Below are 24,172 nucleotides of genomic sequence, written 5' to 3' on the forward strand. Positions count from 1 at the left end.
CTGTGTTCAGGGGATGACAGATGAGTATGTTTACTCGTGCAAAAAGAAGACTAAGTAAGTTTTTTCAGACAATATTCCGGAGAAAGCGCTCCAGGATAGGTATCTATGGTCCGCCGAATGCGGGGAAGACCACACTGGCAAACCGAATCGTTCGTGACTGTTCTGGTGATGCAATAGGTCCTGTTTCTGAGATTCCGCATGAAACACGCCGGGCACGAAGAAGAGAAGGTGTTACGATCACCGGGGCAAATGGCAATACCCTCCTGCTGGATATCGTCGATACTCCCGGGGTAACAACCAAGATAGATTACCATGAGTTCCTTGAGTATGGTCTTGAGCAGGATGAGGCGATCTCCCGTGCCCGTGAGGCGACTGAGGGTGTTGCCGAGGCGATGCACTGGCTCAGGGAGGATATCCATGGTGTTATTTATGTGATGGACAGTACGCTTGATCCCTTTATGCAGGTGAATATCATGATGGTCGGTATCATCGAGAGCAGAAATCTCCCGGTGGTTATTGTGGCAAATAAGACTGATCTGCCCGATGCCGCACCCTCTCGTATCAAGAGTGCATTCCCCCAGCACCCGGTTATCTCCGTTTCCGGGCTTGAAGGGACAAATATGGAAGAGCTCTATGATATGATGACCGAACATTTCGGGTGATCTCAATGATACAGGGAGTACAGATAGAACTCATCTCTGCTGACCGTCTTTCAAACCTGACAACGATGGAGAAGATCCGGACGATCCTCGATTCGGTGATGCTTGGAAATATTGTTGTCCTTGAGCATGGCCTGACGCCGGATGAACAGAGCCGGCTCATTGAGGTGACCATGATGGAGATCCGGCCTGGTGGCTTTTCAGGGATCGAGATGGAGACATATCCGGGAAAAGAGGCCGAATCAGGTGGTATATTCGGCCGGCTATTTATGGGTAAGAAACCCCGGCAGGGGAGAATGACTGTGATTGGCCCTGCTGGGCAGTTGAAGATGCTAAAGATAGAGCGTGACCGGCTGGTTGCCTGGGCGTCGCTTTCGTCGGGAGGATAAGCGGTACCATGCCTCACAAATGTACTCAGTGTGGCCGTGAGTTTCGGGATGGATCGACCGAGATCCTGAGGGGATGTCCAAGCTGTAGCGGAAAGAAGTTCTTTTACGTCAGCGAGAGGGTGAGGCATAAGGATGTCCTTGAGGAGAAGAGTACTCAGGAGATCGCAGAAGAGACAAATGAACCGATCCTTGAGGTTAAAACTCCCGGGAAACCACATGCGGATATGTATGATCGGGTGGAGAGCGTCAGGATTGTCGGTCCCGGGAGCTACGAGCTTAATATTGAGAAACTTGCCAGAAGCGATGAGCGGGTCATTGGTGTCGGGAAGGATGGGAGCTATGTTGTTGATCTCATCTCGATGTCAAAAACTCGGGCTAAAAAAGGGAAAATTAAAAAATAAATATCCTCAATAATTGCTCTATATCTCATTTTAGCTTTTATTTAAGGTTATTTTCCCTATCTTCACGAAACTATAAATACTATAGCCTACTACTGGTAATTGGATTTCTCATAGGTTGGCTGGCCACCTGACAGCAGGTGCATTCTCTTTGTATGCCCTTACCGGGGTGAGTCATTTCTGCCTGTACCGTCTTCTGGTACAGAAGGATACCCTTCACGGAGGTGATTTGTATGACAACACGCTACATTACATCGGTTTCCCGGATTCCGAAACTTTCGGCAGAGGAGAAGAACGAAATCGGCCAGGTAGAACACTGGTTCTCGTTCAAGGCGAGCGAATATTACCTGAGCCTCATTGACTGGTCAGATCCATTTGATCCGATCAGGAGGCTGATCATCCCTGATCCTGGTGAAATCGAGGAGGAGGATGGAGATATGGATCCCTCGGGCGAGTCTACATACACCGTTGCCTCCGGACTCCAGCATAAATATGCACGAACAGGGCTTCTGCTCGTCTCGGATCAGTGTGGAGGGCTCTGCCGGTACTGCTTCAGGAAACGCTTATTTGTGGAAGGTGCAGACGAGGTCTCCCCGGATGTCACTGAAGGGATCAGGTATATCCGGAAACATCCCGAAGTGACAAATGTCCTCCTCACCGGTGGTGACCCCCTGATGCTCCCGACAACACAACTGAGGGAGATCATCGAGGAGATCCGGAGAATCGATCACGTCCAAATCATACGGATTGGGAGTAAGATGCCTGCATATAATCCGATGAGGATCTCAGAGGATAAGGAGCTTCTTGCTCTCCTGAAGCAATATAGCCTTCCAGAGAAGCGGATCTACCTGATGAGTCAGTTCACCCATCCGCGTGAGATCACCTCTGAAGCGGAAAAGGCGATCAATGCTCTCCTCTCAGCAGGTGTGATGGTACTCAACCAGACCCCGATCCTTCGTGGAATAAATGATTCGAGTGAAGTGCTTGCAGAACTCTTCCAGAAACTTTCATTTATGGGTGTTTCTCCCTATTATATCTTCCAGTGCCGCCCGACACATGGAAACCACATTTATGCAGTTCCTATCGAGGAGAGCTACCGGATATTTGAAGAGGCACGTTCCACAGTGTCGGGTATTGCCAAACGTGCACGGTTTGTGATGTCGCATGCCACCGGTAAGATCGAAATTACTGCATGCACAAAAGAGTATGTGGTGATGAAATACCACCAGGCAGCAGATCCCGAAGAGATGGGAAAGGTCGTCGTCTGCCGGAGAAACCCCTCGGCATACTGGTTTGATGATTATGTATCGATTGTCGACGAGTGCCTCCTCTCCTCAGTGGATGACCGCCGCAATGATCTGATGGCCAGCGCACCGCCGGAAGCAGACACGCTCTCGGAGTGAGATTCCCTCTCCCTCCGATACTCTTAAAGTCTTACCTGTTCTATTCTATACTGCACATTATGTGCTGGCTGAGGTAAGTCCGACGTGCTCTATGGCACTGCCCGTGAAGGGGGCTTGGGATTACGGCGAGTCAGTTTCGGCTCTTTTCGTGACTTACAGTGAATGGCAGCTGCCAGACACTTCCTGCAAAAGACTGCGGGCAGCTAAATAACTAACGAGGTACACATGGCACGAATGCATGCACGACGGAGAGGATCGTCGGGTTCTGTCCGTCCTTATAGAACGGATGCTCCACAATGGTCCAACACCGATCTCGCAGAGATCGAGAAGCTTATTGTCGGGATGAAGAAGGAGGGCCTCTCTTCCTCTGTCATCGGGATGACACTCCGGGACAAGTACGGTGTCCCTGATATCAAACTGGTGACTGGAAAGCGGATTGGAACTATCCTGAAGGAGAATGATCTTGTATCGGAGATTCCAGAAGATCTTCGAAACCTGATGCAGAAGGCGCTTGGGATGAGGAAACATCTCTCCGAGAACAAGAAGGATATCCACAATAAGCGCCAGCTCCAGCTGACCGAGTCAAAGGTCAGAAGGCTGGTCAAGTACTACGTAAAATCAGGAAAACTTCCGAAGGGATGGACATACAAACCGGAGACCGCAGAGATTCTCCTTTCACGATAGATTATGCCGCTTACGCCGTCAACAGAACTGCTTGCGCAGCACCTTAAGTCCGCGGGTTTCGTGGAGGTCTATGCCCACCACGATGTCGATGGAATAGCAGCTGCGTCTCTTCTCTGTACGGCGTTATCCAGAATTCAGGTTCCATTTCACCTTCATATCCGTTCAACAATCAGAACAGAGATGATCCCAACCGACTGCCCGGTCCTGCTCTGTGATTTCGGGTCATCACTCTCCGATCTCCCCTCATCAGTGATGGTCATCGATCATCATATCCCATCATTTACAGGAGAGTTCCATGTCAATCCGAGGCTTTATGGCATTGATGGAGATCGGGAACTCTCTACATCGGGAGCCGCATACTATGTCGCCCGTGAGCTTGGGGATAACCGCGATTGTGCGGGTCTTGCAGTCCTCGGGGCAATCGGGGATCGCCAGGAGTTCAGAGGTGCAAACCGCGAGATTGTGAATGAAGGAATCGGAAACGGAGTGATATCAACAAAACCAGGCTTTATGCCCACAGGCAGAACCCTCTACGATAGCCTCTTCCTCGCAACAGATCCATATCTCCCCGGTATATCCGGCACAGAATCCGTCTGCAGGGATCTTGCCGGGAATAAAGATCCGGATATTTCCCAACAGGAAGATTCACTCTTCCTCTCAAGGCTGGTGCTCGGGGTAAATGATGAGGCATCAGCCGAGGCACTCCAGAGGCTTGTTGCTGACAGCTACCACCTGGAGCGTGAAGTAATTCCCTGGGCTCCGGCGATGGCAGCAGTTATTGATGCCTGCGGAAAGTCCGGGCATGGTGGTCTTGCCGTATCCCTCTGTATGGGTGATCCTGCAGGAATTGAGGAGGCATGGTCTCTCTTCTCAGCGTTTAGACAGAGGATTATTTCTGGTATGGATTCGACAGAGCAGATCGAACCGGGCTGGTACCGGGTTGACGATTTAGCTGTTGCTTCTGATATCGCAGATCTCCTCTCAACCGATCTCACCCAGTCATCCCCGGTCTTTGTTATCACAGAAGACGATGATTTCTGCTCTGTTTCTGCTAGAACGCCGCCGGGATGTGACCTGAATCTTGACAGGATTGTCAGGACCGCTGCGACTGCCGTCGGAGGCAGCGGCGGGGGCCATATCAGGAGGGCTGGAGCAACGATACCGGCAGGGAAAGATGTTCTCTTCAGGCAGGCAGTTATTGAGGCGATCTCAGCATGATTATCGATACAGGCAGGATCAGGTCATACCATGCATCACCAGAATGTGTTGCAGCGAGTCTCTCCCCCGATAATCTCCAGGATATGGAGATGCATGTCGCTTCAGGGTATGTTGAGATGGTGATCCACGGGAAGCCGGTTGGCTCGGTACTTGCGACTGTGGATGATTATCTGATGAACCTCTCGATTGCGGATACACTCTGTTGTGAGAATGGTGAAAGAAAGGAACAAAAAAAAGGCATTGATCTAAACAAATGAAAATCAGGTGATACGATGGCAAAAAAGAAACAGATTGGACGAAGGGTCGAAGGCTGGAAGGCAAAGAGCTGGTACAAGGTCTATACCCCTGAGGTCTTTGGCAAAGTATATATCGGGGATATTGTTTCAGCAGATCCCGCAAACATGATCGGTCGCGTCATGCAGGTCTCACTCGGTGAGATTGCACAGGACTACTCCAAACAGTACATCAAGATGCTGTTTCGGATCAATAACGTTGCAGGCGATGCAGCCTACACCGAGTTTATCGGCCATGAGGTAACCCGTGATTATATCCGTTCACATGTGAAGCGGCGGACATCACGAATAGATGCCACTGTGACGAAGAAGGTCCAGGGGGGCCGTGAGATCCAGGTGACACTCACCTGCTTCACGCTGAACCGGGCAAATCTTTCGCATATCCATTCGATCCGTGCAAAGATGGTTGAGGTTGTCTCCCGCCTTGCTACCGAGATGGATTATGATACCTTTGCAAAGGCAGCGGTCAATGGCGATATCTCACGCGAGATCTTTAAAGAGTCGCGCACAATCTTCCCGATTCGCAGAATCGACGTGATAAAATCCGAAGCGGTCAGGACTGCAGCTGAGAAGGCTGCAGCAATCGCCGCATAATTTTTTTTGTTCCTCAAAGGGACATACTCATAACATATTGAGGTGTATCTCTATGCAGGATGACTGCTCAGAAGATACTACTCCTGGTACTTGACGGTATAGCTGATCGACCGTGCGAGGTACTTGATGGGAAAACGCCTCTTCAGGCAGCGGCGACCCCGGTTCTTGATCGCCTTGCACAGGAGAGCGTCTGTGGCATCATGGATACCATTGCCCCCGGAATCAGGCCCGGATCTGATACTGCACATCTGAGCCTCCTGGGCTATCCTCCTGAGAGATACTATACGGGCAGAGGGCCCCTCGAGGCTGAAGGCTGCGGCATCCGCATGGAAGCAGGGATGATAGGTTTCCGGGGCAATTTTGGAAGCCTTGATTCGAACGGGACGATCATCGATCGTAGGGCAGGTCGGATCGCATCGACAGCACCCTTCTGCGATGCTATCCGCGAAGGTGTCGATCTCTCGTCTTTTGGGGTTGAACTCTTTATTGAACCCGGCGCCGGCCACCGTGCTGCCGTTGCATTCCGTGGTGAAGGTCTTGGTGCGAATGTGACCTCCAATGATCCAAAACACGAGCACCTTCCACCTCTTCCGATCCGCCCTATGACAGATGCGGGATCAGACCTCCATACCGCGGAGGTCGCAAATGAGTTTCTCCGCCAGTCGCAGGAGATTCTTTTTGATCATCCTCTGAATAAGCAGAGGATAGCTGATGGACTCCTTCCTGCAAATATCGTTCTGATCCGTGGTGCCGGTATAATGGGAAGATTTGAGCCGTTCCCCGAGAAATGGAAGATAACCGGGAGTGTCATCTCAGCAGCAGCTCTTATTTCTGGAATTGGATCTGCTGTTGGTCTTGAACCAGTGCAGGTGCCGGGGATCACAGGATCGGCCGACTCCGATCTCAATGCAAAAATTGCATATACAGAGAAAGAACTTGACAGAAAGGATTTTGTTCTGCTGAATATCAAGGGCGCGGATGAGTTCGGTCATGATGGAAAACCCCTGCTGAAAAGGGACTTTATCGAGGTGATTGATTCAGCCCTTGCTCCGCTTCTTGAATGGCATGATATTATCATTGCAATCTGTGCCGATCACACGACCCCGTGCTCAGTGATGGATCATTCGGGTGATCCGGTGCCGATAATAATCCGTGGTCCGGGTGTCAGGGTTGATTCCGTTGCTGCCTTTGATGAGCTCTGCACTGCCGGAGGAGGGCTTAGCCGGATTCGTGGGGGAGATCTTATGCCGATACTGGTTGATCTGATAAACAGATCCGAGAAGTATGGTGCCTGAGGTGCAGACTGGTATGCAGGAGAAGGACGTACTGCCTGATGAAAATACAGTTCCGGAACATGCACAACAGGAACGGCTGGTTTTCAAAGGGTGTATCCTTCCAGACAGGACAGAGCTGCAGGAACGTATCCTCAAGGCACCCGGCGATGTGATAGTGGGTGAACATTCACGGATAGAGTATGGCATATCCGGATATGATGTCTTCATAGCTGAGTCCTGCTACCTGAAGGGGGATGTGATTGCAGAGGGCGATCTCAGGATCGGAAATTTCTGCGATATCGACGGTAACCTGGTCTGCGATTGCGATGCCTTCATCGGAGAGGGGGTGACGATTCGTGGCAGGCTCTCGGTTACGGGAAACCTTGATATCGGGGATAATGTCATGATCGAGAAGGGTTTTGATGCACGCGGTATTATCGAGGTTCGAAACCCTATGCCTGTGATCCTGTACATCCTCCTCTATGTGCTTACGATGCTCAGGATCGATCATGAGGAGGAGATCGACCAGTTCATCGAGAATTTGACTGCTGAGGATGCCAACCCGCTCATTCTCCCTTCCCGCTCACATCTCGATGAGTTTCAGCTTTTGGTACAGACCCCGATTATAATTGGCTCATCCTGCCGTCTTCATGGACTGATACGTGGGGATAAAGCTACAATTGGTGACAATACGACACTCTTTGGAAGTATACGTGCCAGGGATTCTGTTTCGGTATCTCGGGGTGCCATAATTCACGGGAATGTTGAGGCTGAGAATGACGTAGTCATAGAAGAGAATGTCCGTATTCTTGGAAATGTGGAGGGGCACAGGGTGACGATGGATGAGGATGCAACCGTTGAAGGCGTTATTAAATCGTCTGGTGGACTGACGATACAGAGGAAGAAGATATGAATGTTGAAGAGATATTTGAGGTTCAACATCTTTCATTTGTTGAGCCGGCATTTGGGGATCTTTCCGGAGTTGAATTTGTAACTGATCTCCTTGCAATTCCTGCCCTTGAAGATTGCGCACGGCTTTTGATTGATACCGAAGATGATCCGCTGGCACTTGCCCTTTCGGCAGATAAATCGGCATGGTGGGCTTCAACCTGTCTGTACCGGCAGATGACCGGAGAGGAGATCGATCGGTTTGAGGAGGTGGGCGGTGATCTCTACCAGATCGAACGAAGTATCTGGGAACGGGCAGTCCGAAGATCCTTTGCCGAAGAGATCAGATCTGCCATTCATCCCGCTTTTGAGGATATCCCTCCTGATCGCACCGGAAAGCTTGAGTCCCTGATCCATGAGGTATGGGGACATTCCGGTTCAGGCGACTGCATCGACTGCTGTTGCGGCTCAGGGATCGGATCAGCTATCGTCTCCAGGATGGGTATGGAGCCGCTTGCCTATGATAACGATGAGGCGCTCATCGCCCGCGGACTGATTGCGGGGAGGCTCGTACCGGAAGGGACACTCTGTATCGATGGAAGGGTTGCCGATGTGTTCCTGCCGCCTGCTGATAAGGGGCTTGGGATCATGCTTGGTGAGATCCATTCTTTTGAGGCTCTCGTCTGGGAGGAGCTTGTGATGGTACTCTTCGATCTCTGCGACGAGGCGCTGATAACTGTTGGAACCGAACGCGAGTCGGATCTGATCAAAGAGTGGGGTGCGTCGGTTGACCGGAAGATCGAGGTCTTTGAAAATGAGCGCGACCCGATTTATGACCGGTGGGTCTGTGTCGGGTGAGGTCTTTCCCTCTTCATAAATTATAGGAGCACCCCATCCCGAAATTTCAATTTAAGAAAAATATAAATGTCTCTCTTCTGATTTCTGGTATGGACTGGAAAGTGATGGGATTACTTCAGTATCCGGTGATTGTGTTTTATGTAACTTTTCTGATTGCCGCATGCATCGGCGTGTCAGGATGCGTAACTGAGGAATCAGCCAGAGCATCCGATCTGATCTTTTTGACCGAAGATTTCCCGCCATTTAATTATGAAGAAGAGGGTCGCCTCAAAGGAATCGGAGTCGAACTTCTTGATGCAGTATACGATGAGGAGGGATTCTCACATCCGGATGAAAGGATGCGTATCGGTCTCTTTACCGATGGATACCAGATGGCTCTCACAAATCCCGGATATGCCCTCTTCTCTGTTGCACGAACCCCTGAGCGGGAGGATCTGTTCCTCTGGGCAGGCCCGATTGCCTCATACGATATTGTCCTCTTTTCCAGGCGTGGCAGCGATATCCTCATAGATTCACAGAGCGATCTCAACCAGTACCGTATCGGTGCGGTTAAAGATGATGTATCGGTTCTGGAGCTGATGCGGGCAGGAGTTGATGATACCCGGATTATCACCGATCCAGATCCCATCAGCCTGATCCATATGCTTGATGCAGGCGAGATCGATCTCTTTGCCTCGGGGGATCTTGCCGGAGAGTACCTGATAGCAAAAGCAACAGGAAAATATGGCTATTTCAAGCAGGTATACCGTCTCAAGACGGTGGATCTCTATTATGCATTCAACAAGGAGACACCGCAGAAGGAGGTTGAATGGTTCCAGTCTGCACTCAACGCCCTGAAAAAAGCGCCCGCTCGTGATGGGTTGAGCCGGTATGATCAGATACTCAACCGGTACATTCCATCGAGGGGTCTTTCCACCCTCACCTATATGACTGAAGAGTATTACCCGTACAATTTCAAGGAGGATGATAGTGTACAGGGGATCTCAGTTGATATTCTGGAGGAGGTCTTCTTGGATCTGAATTGTGATCTCTCACGAAAACAGGTGATCCTTTCCACATGGGAGAATGGATACCAAAAGACCCTCTCCACCCCCGGGTATGTGCTCTTTTCCACTGCACGGACGCCTGAGCGGGAGGAAAACTTCCTCTGGGCGGGCCCAATCGTCAGGAGCAGAAATGTTCTCTTCATGCGATCCGGTGCTATAATGCCTGCTGAATTGAATCTCACCTCCCTTTCGATAGGTGCTATCACCGATGATGTTGCAGTATATGATCTGGCAGGACTTGGAGTTGAAACGATCACCTATGCAACAGATGCCGGAGAGCTGATCCGGATGCTTGAGGAGGGGGAGATCGATGCATGGGCATATGCCGAATACCCTGGCATGAGGCTGATTGATCAGTATGCAAGGAACCCGGCTGTAATCGAGATCGCATACCCGCTTTCAACCCATGAGTATTATCTCGCCTTTAACAAAGAGACGCCGCCTCAGCTTGTGCAGGCATGCCAGCAGGCGCTTGATCGGATCAGATCTGAAAAGGATGTATATGGGGTCAGCCGGTACGAGCGTATCCTCTATCGGTACCTCACACCGGGATATGCAGACGGGATCCTGACAGAAGCGGATGCAATAGATCTCGTTTCACTTACTGCTGATGCTCTTGCCCGCGATGCCCCTTCAACCATCAGGGCTATCAATGCAGGTATACATCCATACCGGGATGAAGAGAAATCCGGCCTCTATGTCTTTGCCTATGACACCGATGTGGTGATGGCCGCCCATGCAACCAATATCCATCTTGTCGGTGTGAGTTTCAAGGGAAAGACCGATGTGACTGGAAAGGCATTCAGGGACGAAATGGTGGCAGGAGCACTGAAAAACGGGTCAGGATGGGAGGATTATATTTATATCAACCCGGCCGAGAGCGGCCTCTTCTGGAAGAGCACCTATTATCAGCTTGTAACCGGGAGTGACGGAAACGAGTATGTGGTTTGTAGTGGGATCTTCAAGACGGGGTGAGATTCTCTTCAGATTTTTCAGATGAAAGCCTATTTATATGATACTCAATATCTACTGCTATAGGTGTTATTCATGCGCTGGGTATATGTCATCATCCTTGCATCTTGTTTAATTTTTATCCCTGGAGTTTCAGCTCTCGGTTTTGAACCTGTTTCAAGCTTTTCTGCAACTCCTGTCTCTGGCTTTCCCCCTCTTTCTGTCCAATTTAATGATCTATCGGAAGGATCTCCTACCTCATGGTTATGGTTATTTGGAGATGGTGGTACTTCAACTGAGCAGAATCCTGAACATATATACCAAAATGAAGGTATTTATGATGTTTTCCTGACAACCGCCAATGCATATGGGCAAAGTACCAGCCAGAGAGTGAAATATATCCGTGTAGGACTCGAGCCAACACCAAATTTTGTTGCTAATCCTCTGATCGGCTCCCCTCCACATGAAGTTCAATTTTCTGATAAATCTACTGGAAATCCAAAAACATGGTTATGGAATTTTGGTGACGGAACAACATCAACCGATCAGAATCCGATTCATACATATAATCTATCCGGAAGATATGATGTAACGCTTCAGGTCTCAAATGCTGTTGGTACTGGTGACCGCATAAAAGAGCAATATATCGCCATCGGATATCCTCCTTCGGCAAAAATTGGTGTGTCACCCACAACCGGATATGCTCCGCTTACTGTAACCTTCATGGATCTCTCAGATGAAACTCCGTATTCCTGGTTCTGGACATTTGGAGATGGCGGGACTTCGACAGATCAGAACCCTGTCCATACCTATAGCTCTTCAGGGACGTATCCTGTAACCTTAACTGTGGAAAATCTCTTTGGGAGTGATAATGCCAGCCTCCAGTCCTCCATTCATGTAAATCCCCCTGTGACTGCATCGCCAACAGAACCTGCTGCCCCCTCCCCCCCCGGTTCGCCTCTTGTTGCAAACTTTATCGGAGCACCAAGAACCGGTGATGCTCCCCATATTGTCAGGTTTACTGATACATCAACAGGTGGTCCGACATGGTGGCGATGGAGTTTTGGTGATGGTCTTCTTTCGTCAGAGATGTCTCCAACCCACACATTTACCTCACCTGGCAACTATAGTGTTACGCTCACCATTAAAAATGACTATTCTACCGATTCACTTACGAGGGAAGAATATATCCGCGTTACGGGTGAAGATACAGCTCCGATAGTGACAGAGATTCCTGTACCGATGACGTCGGTTTTCGGTATCGAAAAGAACAGTGATCCGGCTGAATCATATGAAGAATATGAAGATTGTAATTCTTTAAGCAGTACGGATTATGAGGGAGGATTAATCGGGTCATGGTGGTGGATTATCCTTCTCCTGGTTATCATCGTCTGTGGTGTTGCGTTATATTGGTGGAAATTCATAAGAAAAAGTCGTTCTGAGGGCTGGTTCTAAGTATCATATTGTGGGTTATGTGTTTTCATGAGGAGCGGGTGAGAGATGCTCTCATCTCCCCTTCTGCTCATCCTCATCGGTCCTGCACTCGAGATCCGCGAGTATCATCAGGGGATCGTCCTCTTCCCGGACAAGGCTGCGTATCCGCTTCAGCCGCTCGACTCCGATGAAATGCTCTGCCATAACCCTGCCAAATGGGGAGAGCTCGATAATCCCTCCTTTTCGATGTATCAGTTTGTACTTCTCCATCTCGGGGATGGCGTCCTCGAGGGTTCCTACCATCCGCTCATTCATTGATGTTAGATCCTGCTCGATTCCGCGGGCAACAACGGCATTTGCCGCATACTCTTCACTGCTCTCCTCCATCCCGTATACGGGTGCGACCTCCTCCATCACACCCCTGAGAAGATTGATCGCCACCTCTTCTTCGGTCGCCTTTGACTCCCGTGAATATGAGCCGCCGGGCTCTGCCAGGATCACAACACGACCCGCATCATGGAAATCGGGCCGCCCTGCTCTTCCGATCATCTGGTGGAACTCCTGTACCGTCAGCCACTCGATACCCATAGCAAGGGCATCAAAGATCACCTGTGATGCGGGAAAGTCAACCCCTGCTGCAAGGGCTGCGGTTGTGACGACTGTGGCAAGTTTTCCTTTTGCAAACCTGGATTCGATCTCTCTCCGCTCCTGTGCCGTGAGCCCCGCATGGTAGGGGGCGGCCCGGGGACCGATAGCATCTGCGATCTGGTGGCAGCGGGATCTGGCGTTTGTGAAGACGATCGTCTGTCCTTTGAATCCTTTGGAGGAGGTCTTTCCAAACTCCTCGAAGACGAGCCGTTTGATCGTTGGGATCTTCGCATCCCGCTCGACGAAGAGGAGATGACGGTCCAGAGAGACCGGCCGCTCTGCATACGTGACCAGGTTCGCATTTAGTTTCTTTGCGAGGAGATGGGGCGCTCCAATTGTTGCCGAGAGGTAGATGAACTGTGTCTTTGGGGCGATCTGTTTCAGTCGGGCGATCATTCCGTCGAGCCGGTGGCCTCGTTCGGGATCTTCGAGCATCTGTACCTCATCGATAACAATTGTCCCGATATTCCGAAGTTGCCGCCCTCTTCTCAGGATATTGTCGACCCCCTCATAGGTTCCGACGATGATATCCGATCCTGCATCCCGGCGGGCGGGGGATCGTGTTTCAGGGAGGTTGAGCCGGGATACCCCGGTTGAGATCGAGACACTAGCCAGATTCTTGTAGGTCTCTGAAAAACGCTCATACTTCTGGTTAGCCAGTGCCACAAGCGGAACCAGAAAGAGGAGGCGTCCCCTGCCTTCAAGCAGGTTCTTGAGCCCTGCCATCTCACCGATAAATGTTTTTCCGCTGGCTGTTGCAGCAACAACCAGCAGGTGCTTTCCATAGAGGAGCCCGGCTTCAACAGCAAGTTGCTGAGCGGGCATGAGAGTGGTGATGGACACTGCGTCTACAAAGTCACGAGGAATCGGGAGCTCGTCCAGCCTCTGTGTCTCTGCAACCGGATGGGCTTTGACCCTGTCAAAAAGGGTCTTTTTCATATCGAGGCTCTCAGGCTGGATGATCGCAAGTACCGCCTCGAGATCGCGGTGCTCCATCAGGAGATCCTCGATATGGGCACGGGTTTTTTTCCCGAGCTTTTTAAGATGCGATAATTCGCGTATGAGCTCTTTCCGTGCACAATCCGGGCATATAAGCTCACGTCCGCATCTGATTTGTGTCTCCTTTGACAGCTGGGTGATTTGATCCTCAAGCAGGCAGATCCGGCAGATATCAACAAAGCTATACGATATCTGGAGGCTTGCCAGAAACTCTTCAAAAGAAGCGTCGTGCTGTGTCAGATATACATCGCCCTGTCGGAGTGCAATGATCAGATCTTTTGTTGGCGTCTTTTTTGGATGGGATGCACCCGGCCTTCTGACCATGAACTCTTCTGGCCGGATACCCCGTGTTGTTCTTGCGAGGGATACGGTACCGACATGGCGTATCCTCCGGTCATCAAAAAAAATGATCCGGTATGCCTTCTTCCATGGAAGGATGATTGCGCTCATAGGTGCTTACTGCACCGCCAGATCATGGATAGTGTAGGAGAGGCCTGCGGTTTCAAGCCGTTTGATGAAGTCAGTGAACTCCGAATCGACAACGATGATCGCACAGTTCATTCCATGGAATGCTGCTTCGATCACACCCTCGCGTGCGCCATAGAACATATCTGACCTGATACCGGATCGCTTTAGTGCCATATACGCCTCGATCCCTACTGCACCGATGATTTCGGCCTTTTGCACGATTTTAAAGAGCCGGTCCCGCTCAACAACCCGGGATCCGCCCCTCTCGATCCGGGGTACCTTACAGACATAGATGTTCCCTTCAGTATGTTCGATAATGCCGCTAAGCCGGGCTACCCCTACATCAGATCCCTTTTCGGCATCATCGATGGCAATACCTGTTGCAGACTGGGGCTCTTTTCCGGCATAGAGCCAGCCGCCCTTCATAAAGACGCCGACTGAATCGCCCTTCTTCAGATCCTCTCCCGCAATTGCCGCCCATATTGCAACCTGCTGGATTATATCCCGCCTGATATGGCGTGCATAGCTCTCAAGCTGCTCTGCACTTGAGAGTACCCATTCGATCCCTTTGCGGGTGACACTGTACCGGCCGCGTCCTTCGGCAGTGATCAGCTCGTCATCTGCGAGATCACGAATATATTCGGAGATTGCCTGCGGGGTTACGCCGAGCTTCTCTGCGATCTCCTGCTGGCGTATTGATGGCTGGTGCTCGGCCACTTCGACGAGAACCTGAAATCTGGTCGTCTCCCTTTTGCTTCTGAGAAGATTACCGAGGGGATCCTTACTTTTCTCCATCAAGGAGTATCAACCCCTGTCCCCGGACATCAAAATGTGGTATGCGCTTTGCTATGCCCTTAACATAGATCGGTTTTACACCAATCTTACGCGCGATCTCGCCGATCGAGGTGTTACCGGAGTCAACTTCGACCTTTATATTATCGGAGAGTACCCTGAGTTTCTCGTCGTTTGATGTGGATATATAGAGCATTGAGACGAGATCCTCCATCGTGCACTGGAAATTTGCCCTGAACTTCTGATAATTTACCCGGTACTCTTTTTCAGGTTTCTTTCCTGGAACTGTTCTCCATTGTTCGTCGATAAGGTTTCCTTTCTTCAGCATCTTCAGGCAATCATTGATGCATTCTGATTCATATTGCTGACAAAGTTCCTTTTCTGTAACCCATGATTTTGAGAGCATTTCATAAACAATTTTATACCCTGAGTTGTTAAACGTAACAAGCAGAGGTACAAGCTCCACCGGGTCGCTTACAATTTTCGTCTTAGGATGATCCGTCACTGCAAAAACCCTGTGTACTATATTGCTCTGTAATTCTATAACCTTTGTTGATAATCCATGCGGAGATCTGGCACTATCATCGTCCGTGGGATCGTACAGGGTGTAGGGTTCCGCCCCTTTGTCTATGCAACCGCGGAGTCGCTTTCAATCCGTGGTTCGGTCACCAACCTCGGCAGTGAGGTTCATATTCACGCTGAAGGAGATCGTTTTGACGAGTTCCTCGAAATGGTCCGGAAAGGGCCGCGCCTTGCAGCCATAGACGAGGTGATCGTCTCACCACTTTCAGGTACAATCCCCGATCATTTCTCGATCCTTGATAGCAAAACAGGCAACCTGTCCGGCCTGATCCCCCCGGATGTTGCAATCTGCGATGCATGCATCAATGATATTAAACAGCGAAATAGTCGTTATTTTAACTATTGGGCAACGTCATGTGTTGATTGCGGGCCGCGGTACAGTATCATCCGCGCGCTTCCCTATGATCGGGAGAGAACAACGATGGATCATTTCCCTCTCTGCCCGTCATGCGAGGAGGAGTACTGGAGTCCGCAATCAAGGCGCCATCATGCCCAGACGATCGCCTGTGCCACCTGCGGGCCATCGCTTGCGCTGATGGATCCGGACGGACGGAGCATGCCGGTTACAGATCCGATACAAAAGGCAGCCGAACTGCTTGACCTGGGAAAGATCCTGGCGATACGCGGGATAGGGGGTTTTCATATTGCATGTATTGAATCGTCAGCAGAACGGCTCAAAGCCCTCCTTGGAAGGACCGAGCAGCCGCTTGCTGTAATGGCTGAAGCAGATACCATTGAGAAGGTTGCCATGCTGGATGAAGATGATAAAATACAGCTTACGAGTCCGGCACGCCCTATTGTCGTACTTGAAAAACGCGATCACACGTCCCACTCAACGATCTCAAACCTGCATACCCTCGGGATGATGCTCCCCTATACCGGCCTTCACCATCTTGTCTTCAGCCGCCTCCAGGCCCCGATGCTCGTGATGACGAGTGCAAATGTGCCTGGCAACCCGATGATCACCGAGATTGATCTGGTGATGTCGCGCCTTCGCGGTGTGGTGGACTACTTCCTGACCCATGATCGCGAGATCCAGAACCGATGTGATGATTCGGTTATCCGTGATGGTCTGATCATCCGGCTCTCCCGTGGCATTGCCCCAAAAAGGACACGTATTGATCTAGGGACGCGGGCTATCCTCGCTGTCGGGCCGGAACTGAATGCGAATGCAAGTATCTACAATAATGGCTTCTGCATCACCTCCCCTCATATCGGAAATATCAGAAACCCCTCTACCGTCCGCTACCTCGATGAGACGGTGGAGAGGCTCAGGGGCTTAACCGGCACCACACCTGAGATCATTGCATGTGATCTCCATCCACAGTTTCTGTCCACACGATATGCAACAGATCTTGCAGATAAACTTGGTGCAGAACTTGTTTTTGTCCAGCACCATCGTGCGCATATTGCTGCTGCGACACGCGAACGGTGTGTCGGGATCGCAATTGATGGTGTCGGGTACGGGGATGACGGCACAGTCTGGGGGGGCGAAATCTTTGTCGGGCAGGCACCGGATTATGTACGTGCCGGGCACCTTGAGCAGGTGCTGATGCCCGGTGGCGATGCCGCAACCTCACACCCCGAACGGATGCTCTATGGTATCCTGCAAAAGCCTGAAATATTGGATCTCCTTGCCAGCAGGGGATGGAATGAGATCGCCTGTTCGGCACTTTCACATCAGGTGGAGAGACGGTTTAACACAATCCCCACAACGAGCACAGGCAGGGTGCTTGATGCCGCATCTGCCCTCCTTGGCATCTGTTCCAAACGGACCTATGATGGCGAGCCGGCGATGAGGCTTGAGGCGGCAGCATCTGCCGGAAGAGCCGGAGAGTGGGATATATTCATCTCTGAAGAGAACGGCCAGCAGGTGCTCTCAACATCCCGGCTGATGGAAGAGGCGCTTTTACGGTATCTTCCCCTACAGGAGGAGAGCCACGAGATGCAGAGGCGGGCAATAGCAGATATTGCTGCATCGTTCCAGTTTAATCTCGCCCGTGGCATTGCCCTTCTCGCAGTTTCAGTTGCCGAAGTAAACGGGATCGGAAAGGCTGCCCTGTCAGGAGGGGTCTGCTATAACCGCATGATCAGAACCACCATCTGTGACGAGCTTCAAAAAGCCGGAATCCAACCGATCATTAATACAGACTATCCCCTTGGTGATGGCTGTATCTCATATGGGCAGGCGATTATTGCCGGAATCAGGTGATCTGGAATGGAGGCACGGGAGTATGAGTATCCCGAACGTGAATTTGGCCCCCCACCTGAGGATCCGGATGAGATTGCGCTTGTGGAGCTGAAACTCTTAAACGTGATCCAGCTCTTCAATACCCTTGATCCATCGCCTTTCTATGAAAAAGAACTTGATACTGATGCTGAAGAGTATATATACGATTCTTTTGAGGAGATTCCATTCGATCAGCCGGTCCGGATCATCGTTTATCTCCCCCTCGCCCTCATCTCCAATGAGGTGAAGGAGAATATCAAAAAAGCAGTCGAAAACCATTTCCTCTATCTCGGATCATTGGCAGAACATGCCCTCTCTGTGCAATGGAGGCGCGAGCGGCTGAATCTGGCGATCGGGATCGTCTTCCTCTTCTTCTGCCTGACAATCAGCCAGCATGCATCAGATATCTTTGAACAGGGATCGCTTGCAGAGCTGATCGCAGAATCCCTTATAATCATAGGGTGGGTCGCACTCTGGAAGCCGGTCCAGTTCTTCCTCTACGATCTATGGCCTATCAGGAAGAGGAGACGGCTCTGTGAAAAGATTGCGGTATCTGATCTTGTGGTAAAACCAGCCTTGGCATAGTTCTGATGGTCATATTTGTTCTGGCAAGGAGGACCCTGGGCATGGCTCGCCAGTGAACAATTCTAAACGGATCCTGCATTCTTCAGTAGCAGGACTAATTTGATAAAAAAATTTAGCCGAAGAGGGCTCCAAGACCGGCCATGCCGGACTCTTCTTCCTCTTCCTTCTTTGACTCTTCTTCCTCTGGTGCCTCTTCAGCAGCAGCTGCTGCCACAGGGGCTGCGGCGGCTGCAACCGCAACAGGTGCTGCAGCGGCCTTGCTGATGGCATCTTCGATGTCAACACCGTCAAGGGCGGCAATGAGCGCCTTTACACGGGATTCGTCTGTAGCGATACCAGCGGCAGAGAGAACTGCCTTGACGGATTCTTCTTCTACTGCTTTGCCAGCAGAGTGCAGTAAGAGAGCAGCGTATATGTACTCCATAGTTCGGTCACCTTATTCAACTAATACTTTGATTGTGTTCATCTGTCTGTATGCCTTTGCGATGATGCCATCAATGACATCTTTCTCGTAGATAGCGGCCTCTATACCAAGGCTGCGAGCCTCACGGAATGCCTTTGCAAGGATTGTCTCCATCGTGAATGCAGTCGGATAGGCTGCATTGACCGAGAGATTAAATGCCTGCTGAACGGCAAGAACGAGCTGGTTGTAATACTCAGCCTCGTCAATACCAAGTACATCCGGTAGATACAGCTGATCCTGGTAGAGTGCGACATGAAGGGATAAACCGACATCCATCGGCTTGATATCAAGCTTTGAGAGGACGCCGGCTTTCTTCCGGTCAATAGCCTCGCCAGCTTTGACAACCGTCTTCGTTTCGCGGATCTTCACCTTGCCCCCGTCGATGGTGGCTGGAATGCCTGCCTGCTGGAGTTCGCTGACGATTGGGCCTGGCTTGAAGCTTGTCGGCCCCTTCTGGACAACGATATCCTCTGGTGCGATCTCACCTGCTTTGGCAGCCCGCTTTGTCTTCGTCTTTTCAAGGGACTTGAAAAGCTTGAAGGGATTGTCATTTGTGAAGATCAGTGCCGAGTGTCCGGTGATATGCTCTTTGAGATCTTCGTACACACCACCAAGATCTGAGAATGCATGCTCGATAAGCGTGTTTCTCATCACTTTGATGATGGTTGTCTCTTTGAGGTTTCGCCGGATCTGCTGGAACTGTGTTGCAGGGATACCGAATGTATCGATGATGCCGATTAAGGCATAATCCTGCACGTTCTTCTTAACTTCTTCAACCTCGTCCTGCTTCCACTGAGGCAGGTGGCGTGTGTACACTGCCATTTAGATCACCTTCACTGCCGGCCCCATGGTCGTTTTGACATAAACCGAGCGGATGTTCTGTGAACCCTGCTCAAGGTCTGCTTCGACTCTTCTCAGAACCGTGTTGATATTTTCTGCGATCTGTTCGGGAGTCATCTCTGTGTTCCCGATCTTCGCTGAAAATGTCATCTTATCTTTTGTCCGGATCCTGATGGAACCGCGCAGACGCTCTACAATCGGTCTGATGTCCTGTCCAGGGGGGATGGGCATCGGCATCTTGCCGCGTGGGCCAAGCCTTGGGCCTAACCATCGGCCTACGAGTGGCATAACAGCGGTCTCGGCAAGGAAAAAGTCATAATCGCATGCAACCTGTCTGGCTTCACGCGGGGCACCACCCAGGCGTTCGATCTCTTCGGGGCCGATGATAATATCAGCACCTGCCTCTTTTGCCTGAGTGGTTATGTCTCCTTTGCCCAGAACCGCGATTCTTTTTGTGCCTGCACTCTCTGGCAGAAGAATCGTCGCATCAATACGGTTTTTCGGCTGCGCCATATCGATGTTCTTCAGGTTGACTGTGATATCCACACTCTCCCGGAACTTCCTCTCAGGCGCCTGCTCGATAGCCGTGGATACGGCCTTCTGTATCTGGGTTAACTCAACCATTAAATGATGCCTCCATAGTTCTCGACCGTGTATCTACGATCTCCTATGGTTATCTCTATGTCTATGCGTTTAGCTGATCATCGAACTGACCCGCATTGACCGCGGCGATAGCATCCTGTGCCTTCATCCCCTCGATCGTCACTCCGACTGAGCGACAGGTGCCGATGACTTCCTTGACCGCATTCCTGAGGTCGTAGGAGAGCATTGACTCCTTTTTCATGCGGGCGATCCGAATGATCGCTTCAAGCGGCAGATTACCAACCGGCTGGGTATTTGGGCTTGATGACCCCTTCTGAACACCAACTTCCTTAATGATCAATGCCGTCGTCGGTGGGATACCCACCGAGATGGTGAAGTTCTTCTTATCGTCGACCTCCACCGTGACTGGCACAGTCATTCCATTGAATTCCGCTGTCTTTTTATTGATCTCATCGACAACGGCCTTCACGTTGATGCCAAGAGGACCCAGCGCAGGGCCCAATGGCGGGCCTGCGGTCGCTCTACCGCCGGGTACCAGTACCTCGACAGTTTCTGCCATAGTATCACCATGCCGGCAACCCCTGATTGGGATTGTCAGCTGTGGTTCATATATGTCAACGGCTGATCTGATAAATATGATGGGGAGTTCCTGAAAAAATGGAGGTGATTGGAGGGGTGGAGGTACTTATTCTTCGTTCTTCCGTTCGATGACCCTGACATGGTCGCCCCGGACGGTGATTGGGATTGGAACGATACTCTCATACAGCTCAACGGTGATCTCCTCCTTCCCGAGATCGATCCGCTTGACAACTGCTTTCTCTCCTTTGAAGGGGCCTGCGATCAGCTCGACGATGGTCCCTTCCTCAATTCCGGAGACGACAGGTTTTGGCTCCAGGTAATGCTGGATAGCCTCAAGGCTCGTCTCGCCCGGTACAAGTGCCCGTGCACTCGGTACGCTTTCAAGGAGTTCCTGGATTCGCCCGCGGCTTTCAGGTGATTCCAAAATCACATATCCTTTCAGCTCTTCAGGCACAATCACCGATGAGACCCTGATATCAACATCCTTCCGTTCAACCGTCCGGAAGATTGTATCTGCGACTGCGCGTTCCTGTTTTGAGGTCGTCTTGATTGCGTAGTAGTGGTTTTTTGCATCAGTCATGATGATCATTTCGGGACTACGAGCATGATCTCGTAGATGATAAATCCGACAAGGCCTATTATACAAATTCCTATACCCGCAACGAGACCTATTTTACTGAACTCTTCACGGGTGGGCGTCCGTGCCAGTTTCAGGACACGGATGTATTTCCGGAAGAGCTCTTCGTTGAGATTGAGGCCTTTTAGGTCCGGTTTTTTGAATTCTGGCATATCCATAGCGATCACTTAAGAAAATCTATATCATATTGTTTCTGGACACGCTGTCCATGGGGTGTCTCCGGTTTTCCATAGATCTGGGGCGACTGGACACCGGTGACGATTAACATTGTTCTCATCCTGTTCTGCATGCCAGGATCAATCTGGGCCCCCCAGATAATCCGTGCATCAGGATCGATCCGTTCGTATATCTCCTGGACCACCCCTTCGGCTTCGGACATGGTCATGTCAGGGCCGCCAACCACATTCACGAGTGCTGCGGTTGCACCTGAGATATCAACGTCAAGAAGGGGAGAGCGGAGTGCTTTCTTCACTGAATCGGTTGCTTTATCTTCGGAGTCGGACTCTCCCATTCCGATCATCGCGATGCCGCCCTGCTCCATCACGGATCTGACATCTGCAAAGTCCAGGTTCACAAGGCCAGGGAGCGTGATCAGTTCGGTGATCCCTTTTACGGCTTTCATCAGCACCTCATCGGCGACTTTAAAGGCAGTGGAGAGGGGAAGGCGTGGCACGACTTCGAGGAGGCGGTCGTTTGGCACGACGATGACAGTATCCGCCACCTCACGGAGGTGTTCGAGGCCTGCTTCGGCATTCTCCATCCTGTTTGCGCCTTCTGCTGTGAAGGGGAGCGTGACGACAGCGATCGTCAGTGCCCCTTCCTCACGTGCAGCCTTGGCTACAATTGGTGCGGAGCCTGTTCCGGTGCCGCCGCCAAGGCCTGCTGTGACAAAGACCATATGGCTGCCAGCGATGGCCCTGTGCAGATCCCCCTCACTCTCGAGTGCGGCCTCTTCGCCACGCCGGGGCACTGCTCCGGCGCCAAGACCCTTTGTAGTCTGCCTTCCGATGAGCATCCTCCGGTCAGCCCGTGTCATTGCGAGATGCTGGGCATCCGTGTTGATGGCAATCATCTTTGCCCCATGGATGTTCTCTTCGAACATCCTGGTGATGGTGTTTGATCCGCCGCCGCCGCATCCGACGACTGTGATGATGGTTCGGAGACTCCGGAGAACCTCTTCAAAATCTTCATCTTCCATCTTCCCTTCAAATTTCGGGTTTGCCTGCCCATCTACTATCGGCGTGCGTTCATATGCTGAAGGTGTCTCTCCGGCTGCCTCTGCCTCTTCCGCCTTCTTCCGTGATAATGCCTCTTCGACGATTGATCTCATGTTATTCTCTCCAATCCCGGGATTATGATCTCCTGCAGAACAGAGGTGCTGACCATATCGGCCATAATTACTCTCCCTTCAACAGTTACAGCCTGCCCGCTGGCAAGCCTGCCGAAGAGTGGTCCTGCTGGTACCCCAAGTTTGCGCGCTTTCTCAGGGTCAAAACGTTCTCTACTGATGATAAGGCGATCACCCTCTACAACAGCACGAGAATGTTTCGTAATCTGTTGTACACACAGGGTTATTAAATCACTTGCTAATTGTGCTTCGTCCTCATGGTACCCGATGAAGGCAGGGAGGGCTGCTGAGCCGTCCTTTGTTATTCTGATGCATGGAGTGATGCCATCAAGGAGTGATATGAACTCTTCTCTATCCTCCCTGAGCGCTTCGATGAGGAGTTCCCTATCGATCGTAATCACCGAAAGATCGCCATCCCGTTCCATACCATGGTTCTTTGGAAGAGCTCCTGATGAGATCTCCGATGCAAGGGCATTTGCCCGGCACCATGTCCTCCAGGGAATCCTGCCCATCTCCCTGAGCATGCCTTCTGTCAGAAGAGGAAGGCCGATTCCGTTCAGGAGGCGGGCGATTTGATCCGTTTCCTTCCCATGAAGCGCCTTTTTATCAATGTATCCGGCTACGGCTCCGGTCATATCCGCCATCTTCACCACCATCTCTGGTGTCAGGGTTGATGCTTCCCGGGAATGGGCGATATGGCCGAATGCCCCCCGTGTATCTGTGGCAATTGCCGTCTGCCTGACGGCATAATGCGTACCTCCAAAACCGATCATGGGCAGATAATCTCCCGGTACAGCGGAAAGAACGCTCCGGGCAACTGCCATTGCGGCTTCTTTATCACTCCACTCGTTTTCTGTACTTCCAATTTCAACAAAAAACGATGGAGTCTTCAGATCGCTCGGTCCATGGTGAGTGATCTCGTAGGCGGCACGATACCCCTTTGGTGCATATCGTACCAGGTTGCGGAGAACTGCCTGCATCATCCCAGGATCGGCGACTGCCAGTTCATCCGGCGCCCCGCCATAAGCCGCTTCGCTAAAATTTCCGGTTACATGGACCGTTAGCACCGGCTCGGGGTTGACGCTGGTGTGGCGGGAGAGGAAGATGATCCGATCCGCCTGTACCGTCTCATCAATGTGGTCTTCGTAGATGAGCCTCCCTTCGGTCTCATGGAAGAGATACCCTTCTTTGAGCAGTGGCCAGGCCGCCTCACCCTGCTCCCTGATGAGCTCCTCGATCGCGGATCTGATCGCCACGCCCGCCGGGTCAAGGCGTGAGTGAATAAGTGCGCAAACCATCCTCTCTTACC

26 protein-coding genes are annotated in these 24,172 nt (G+C 51.2%); 15 read left to right on the plus strand and 11 right to left on the minus strand.

Annotated features, from left to right (window positions below):
• Positions 1-20: 20 nt before the first annotated feature.
• From FTO68_RS05890 to FTO68_RS05950, 13 genes are all read left to right on the plus strand, one after another.
• Entirely contained in the window at positions 21-662 is a 642-nt protein-coding gene (locus FTO68_RS05890; RefSeq protein WP_255332456.1) for an Era-like GTP-binding protein, read from the plus strand.
• Positions 663-667: 5 nt separating this feature from the next.
• Complete coding sequence (locus FTO68_RS05895; protein ID WP_255332457.1) at positions 668-1,048, plus strand: DUF2073 domain-containing protein; 381 nt, start codon at positions 668-670, stop codon at positions 1,046-1,048.
• An 8-nt stretch (positions 1,049-1,056) separates the two neighbouring features.
• Positions 1,057-1,449: a Zn-ribbon domain-containing protein gene (locus FTO68_RS05900; RefSeq protein ID WP_255332458.1), complete on the plus strand. Its 393-nt coding sequence runs from the start codon at positions 1,057-1,059 to the stop codon at positions 1,447-1,449.
• A gap of 230 nt (positions 1,450-1,679) precedes the next feature.
• Positions 1,680-2,849: a KamA family radical SAM protein gene (locus FTO68_RS05905; protein ID WP_255332459.1), complete on the plus strand. Its 1,170-nt coding sequence runs from the start codon at positions 1,680-1,682 to the stop codon at positions 2,847-2,849.
• Positions 2,850-3,074: 225 nt separating this feature from the next.
• Entirely contained in the window at positions 3,075-3,533 is a 459-nt protein-coding gene (locus FTO68_RS05910; protein WP_255332460.1) for a 30S ribosomal protein S15, read from the plus strand.
• Between the two features lie 3 nt (positions 3,534-3,536).
• On the plus strand, positions 3,537-4,751 hold the full coding sequence (locus FTO68_RS05915) for a single-stranded-DNA-specific exonuclease RecJ (RefSeq protein WP_255332461.1): 1,215 nt from the start codon (positions 3,537-3,539) through the stop codon (positions 4,749-4,751).
• The gene (locus FTO68_RS05920; protein WP_255332462.1) at positions 4,748-5,008 is read left to right on the plus strand and encodes a KEOPS complex subunit Pcc1; all 261 of its coding nucleotides are present in this window, start codon (positions 4,748-4,750) and stop codon (positions 5,006-5,008) included. Before FTO68_RS05915 ends, FTO68_RS05920 begins: the two co-directional genes overlap by 4 nt.
• Positions 5,009-5,023: 15 nt before the next feature.
• Entirely contained in the window at positions 5,024-5,638 is a 615-nt protein-coding gene (locus FTO68_RS05925) for a 30S ribosomal protein S3ae (protein ID WP_255332463.1), read from the plus strand.
• Between the two features lie 59 nt (positions 5,639-5,697).
• Positions 5,698-6,933, plus strand: coding sequence for a 2,3-bisphosphoglycerate-independent phosphoglycerate mutase (locus FTO68_RS05930; protein WP_255332464.1), 1,236 nt, complete (start codon positions 5,698-5,700; stop codon positions 6,931-6,933).
• Positions 6,923-7,825 (plus strand): polymer-forming cytoskeletal protein, encoded by a 903-nt coding sequence (locus tag FTO68_RS05935; protein WP_255332465.1) that lies wholly within the window; start codon positions 6,923-6,925, stop codon positions 7,823-7,825. Before FTO68_RS05930 ends, FTO68_RS05935 begins: the two co-directional genes overlap by 11 nt.
• Positions 7,822-8,658, plus strand: a complete 837-nt coding sequence (locus FTO68_RS05940; protein WP_255332466.1) for a hypothetical protein — start codon at positions 7,822-7,824, stop codon at positions 8,656-8,658. Before FTO68_RS05935 ends, FTO68_RS05940 begins: the two co-directional genes overlap by 4 nt.
• A gap of 89 nt (positions 8,659-8,747) precedes the next feature.
• The gene (locus tag FTO68_RS05945) at positions 8,748-10,679 is read left to right on the plus strand and encodes a transporter substrate-binding domain-containing protein (RefSeq protein ID WP_255332467.1); all 1,932 of its coding nucleotides are present in this window, start codon (positions 8,748-8,750) and stop codon (positions 10,677-10,679) included.
• Between the two features lie 72 nt (positions 10,680-10,751).
• The gene (locus FTO68_RS05950) at positions 10,752-12,110 is read left to right on the plus strand and encodes a PKD domain-containing protein (RefSeq protein WP_255332468.1); all 1,359 of its coding nucleotides are present in this window, start codon (positions 10,752-10,754) and stop codon (positions 12,108-12,110) included.
• Positions 12,111-12,161: 51 nt separating this feature from the next.
• Here the strand turns inward: FTO68_RS05950 and FTO68_RS05955 are convergent, their stop codons facing one another.
• The 3 genes from FTO68_RS05955 to FTO68_RS05965 are packed head-to-tail and all read right to left on the minus strand — an operon-like array spanning position 12,162 to position 15,501.
• The gene (locus tag FTO68_RS05955) at positions 12,162-14,186 is read right to left on the minus strand and encodes a DEAD/DEAH box helicase (protein WP_255332469.1); all 2,025 of its coding nucleotides are present in this window, start codon (positions 14,184-14,186) and stop codon (positions 12,162-12,164) included.
• Positions 14,187-14,192: 6 nt separating this feature from the next.
• A complete protein-coding gene (locus FTO68_RS05960) occupies positions 14,193-14,999 on the minus strand; it encodes a DUF7839 domain-containing protein (RefSeq protein ID WP_255332470.1) in 807 nt (268 codons plus the stop codon).
• Positions 14,986-15,501, minus strand: coding sequence for an ArsR family transcriptional regulator (locus FTO68_RS05965; protein ID WP_255332471.1), 516 nt, complete (start codon positions 15,499-15,501; stop codon positions 14,986-14,988). The genes FTO68_RS05960 and FTO68_RS05965 overlap by 14 nt, the downstream gene beginning before the upstream one ends.
• A 57-nt stretch (positions 15,502-15,558) precedes the next feature.
• Here FTO68_RS05965 and hypF point away from each other — a divergent pair, with 57 nt between their 5' ends.
• Positions 15,559-17,790 carry a carbamoyltransferase HypF gene (gene hypF, locus FTO68_RS05970; RefSeq protein WP_255332472.1) on the plus strand — a complete coding sequence of 744 codons (2,232 nt, stop codon included), beginning with the start codon at positions 15,559-15,561 and terminating at the stop codon, positions 17,788-17,790.
• Between the two features lie 6 nt (positions 17,791-17,796).
• Positions 17,797-18,393 carry a hypothetical protein gene (locus FTO68_RS05975; protein WP_255332473.1) on the plus strand — a complete coding sequence of 199 codons (597 nt, stop codon included), beginning with the start codon at positions 17,797-17,799 and terminating at the stop codon, positions 18,391-18,393.
• 112 nt (positions 18,394-18,505) lie between these two features.
• Here FTO68_RS05975 and rpl12p read toward each other — a convergent pair whose 3' ends face one another.
• The 8 genes from rpl12p to FTO68_RS06015 form a co-directional block, all read right to left on the minus strand.
• Positions 18,506-18,817: a 50S ribosomal protein P1 gene (gene rpl12p, locus FTO68_RS05980; protein WP_255332474.1), complete on the minus strand. Its 312-nt coding sequence runs from the start codon at positions 18,815-18,817 to the stop codon at positions 18,506-18,508.
• 12 nt (positions 18,818-18,829) lie between these two features.
• Positions 18,830-19,678 (minus strand): 50S ribosomal protein L10, encoded by an 849-nt coding sequence (locus FTO68_RS05985; protein ID WP_255332475.1) that lies wholly within the window; start codon positions 19,676-19,678, stop codon positions 18,830-18,832.
• On the minus strand, positions 19,679-20,320 hold the full coding sequence (locus FTO68_RS05990; RefSeq protein WP_255332476.1) for a 50S ribosomal protein L1: 642 nt from the start codon (positions 20,318-20,320) through the stop codon (positions 19,679-19,681).
• 61 nt (positions 20,321-20,381) lie between these two features.
• A complete protein-coding gene (locus tag FTO68_RS05995) occupies positions 20,382-20,858 on the minus strand; it encodes a 50S ribosomal protein L11 (RefSeq protein WP_255332477.1) in 477 nt (158 codons plus the stop codon).
• 126 nt (positions 20,859-20,984) lie between these two features.
• Complete coding sequence (locus FTO68_RS06000) at positions 20,985-21,458, minus strand: transcription elongation factor Spt5 (protein WP_255332478.1); 474 nt, start codon at positions 21,456-21,458, stop codon at positions 20,985-20,987.
• 5 nt (positions 21,459-21,463) lie between these two features.
• Entirely contained in the window at positions 21,464-21,673 is a 210-nt protein-coding gene (locus FTO68_RS06005) for a protein translocase SEC61 complex subunit gamma (RefSeq protein ID WP_255332479.1), read from the minus strand.
• Between the two features lie 5 nt (positions 21,674-21,678).
• The gene (gene ftsZ, locus FTO68_RS06010; protein WP_255332480.1) at positions 21,679-22,845 is read right to left on the minus strand and encodes a cell division protein FtsZ; all 1,167 of its coding nucleotides are present in this window, start codon (positions 22,843-22,845) and stop codon (positions 21,679-21,681) included.
• A complete protein-coding gene (locus FTO68_RS06015) occupies positions 22,842-24,161 on the minus strand; it encodes a D-aminoacyl-tRNA deacylase (protein WP_255332481.1) in 1,320 nt (439 codons plus the stop codon). The genes ftsZ and FTO68_RS06015 overlap by 4 nt, the downstream gene beginning before the upstream one ends.
• Positions 24,162-24,172: the final 11 nt, after the last annotated feature.

Origin of the sequence: Methanocalculus taiwanensis (assembly GCF_024372745.1) — an archaeon.
GTDB lineage: Archaea > Halobacteriota > Methanomicrobia > Methanomicrobiales > Methanocorpusculaceae > Methanocalculus > Methanocalculus taiwanensis.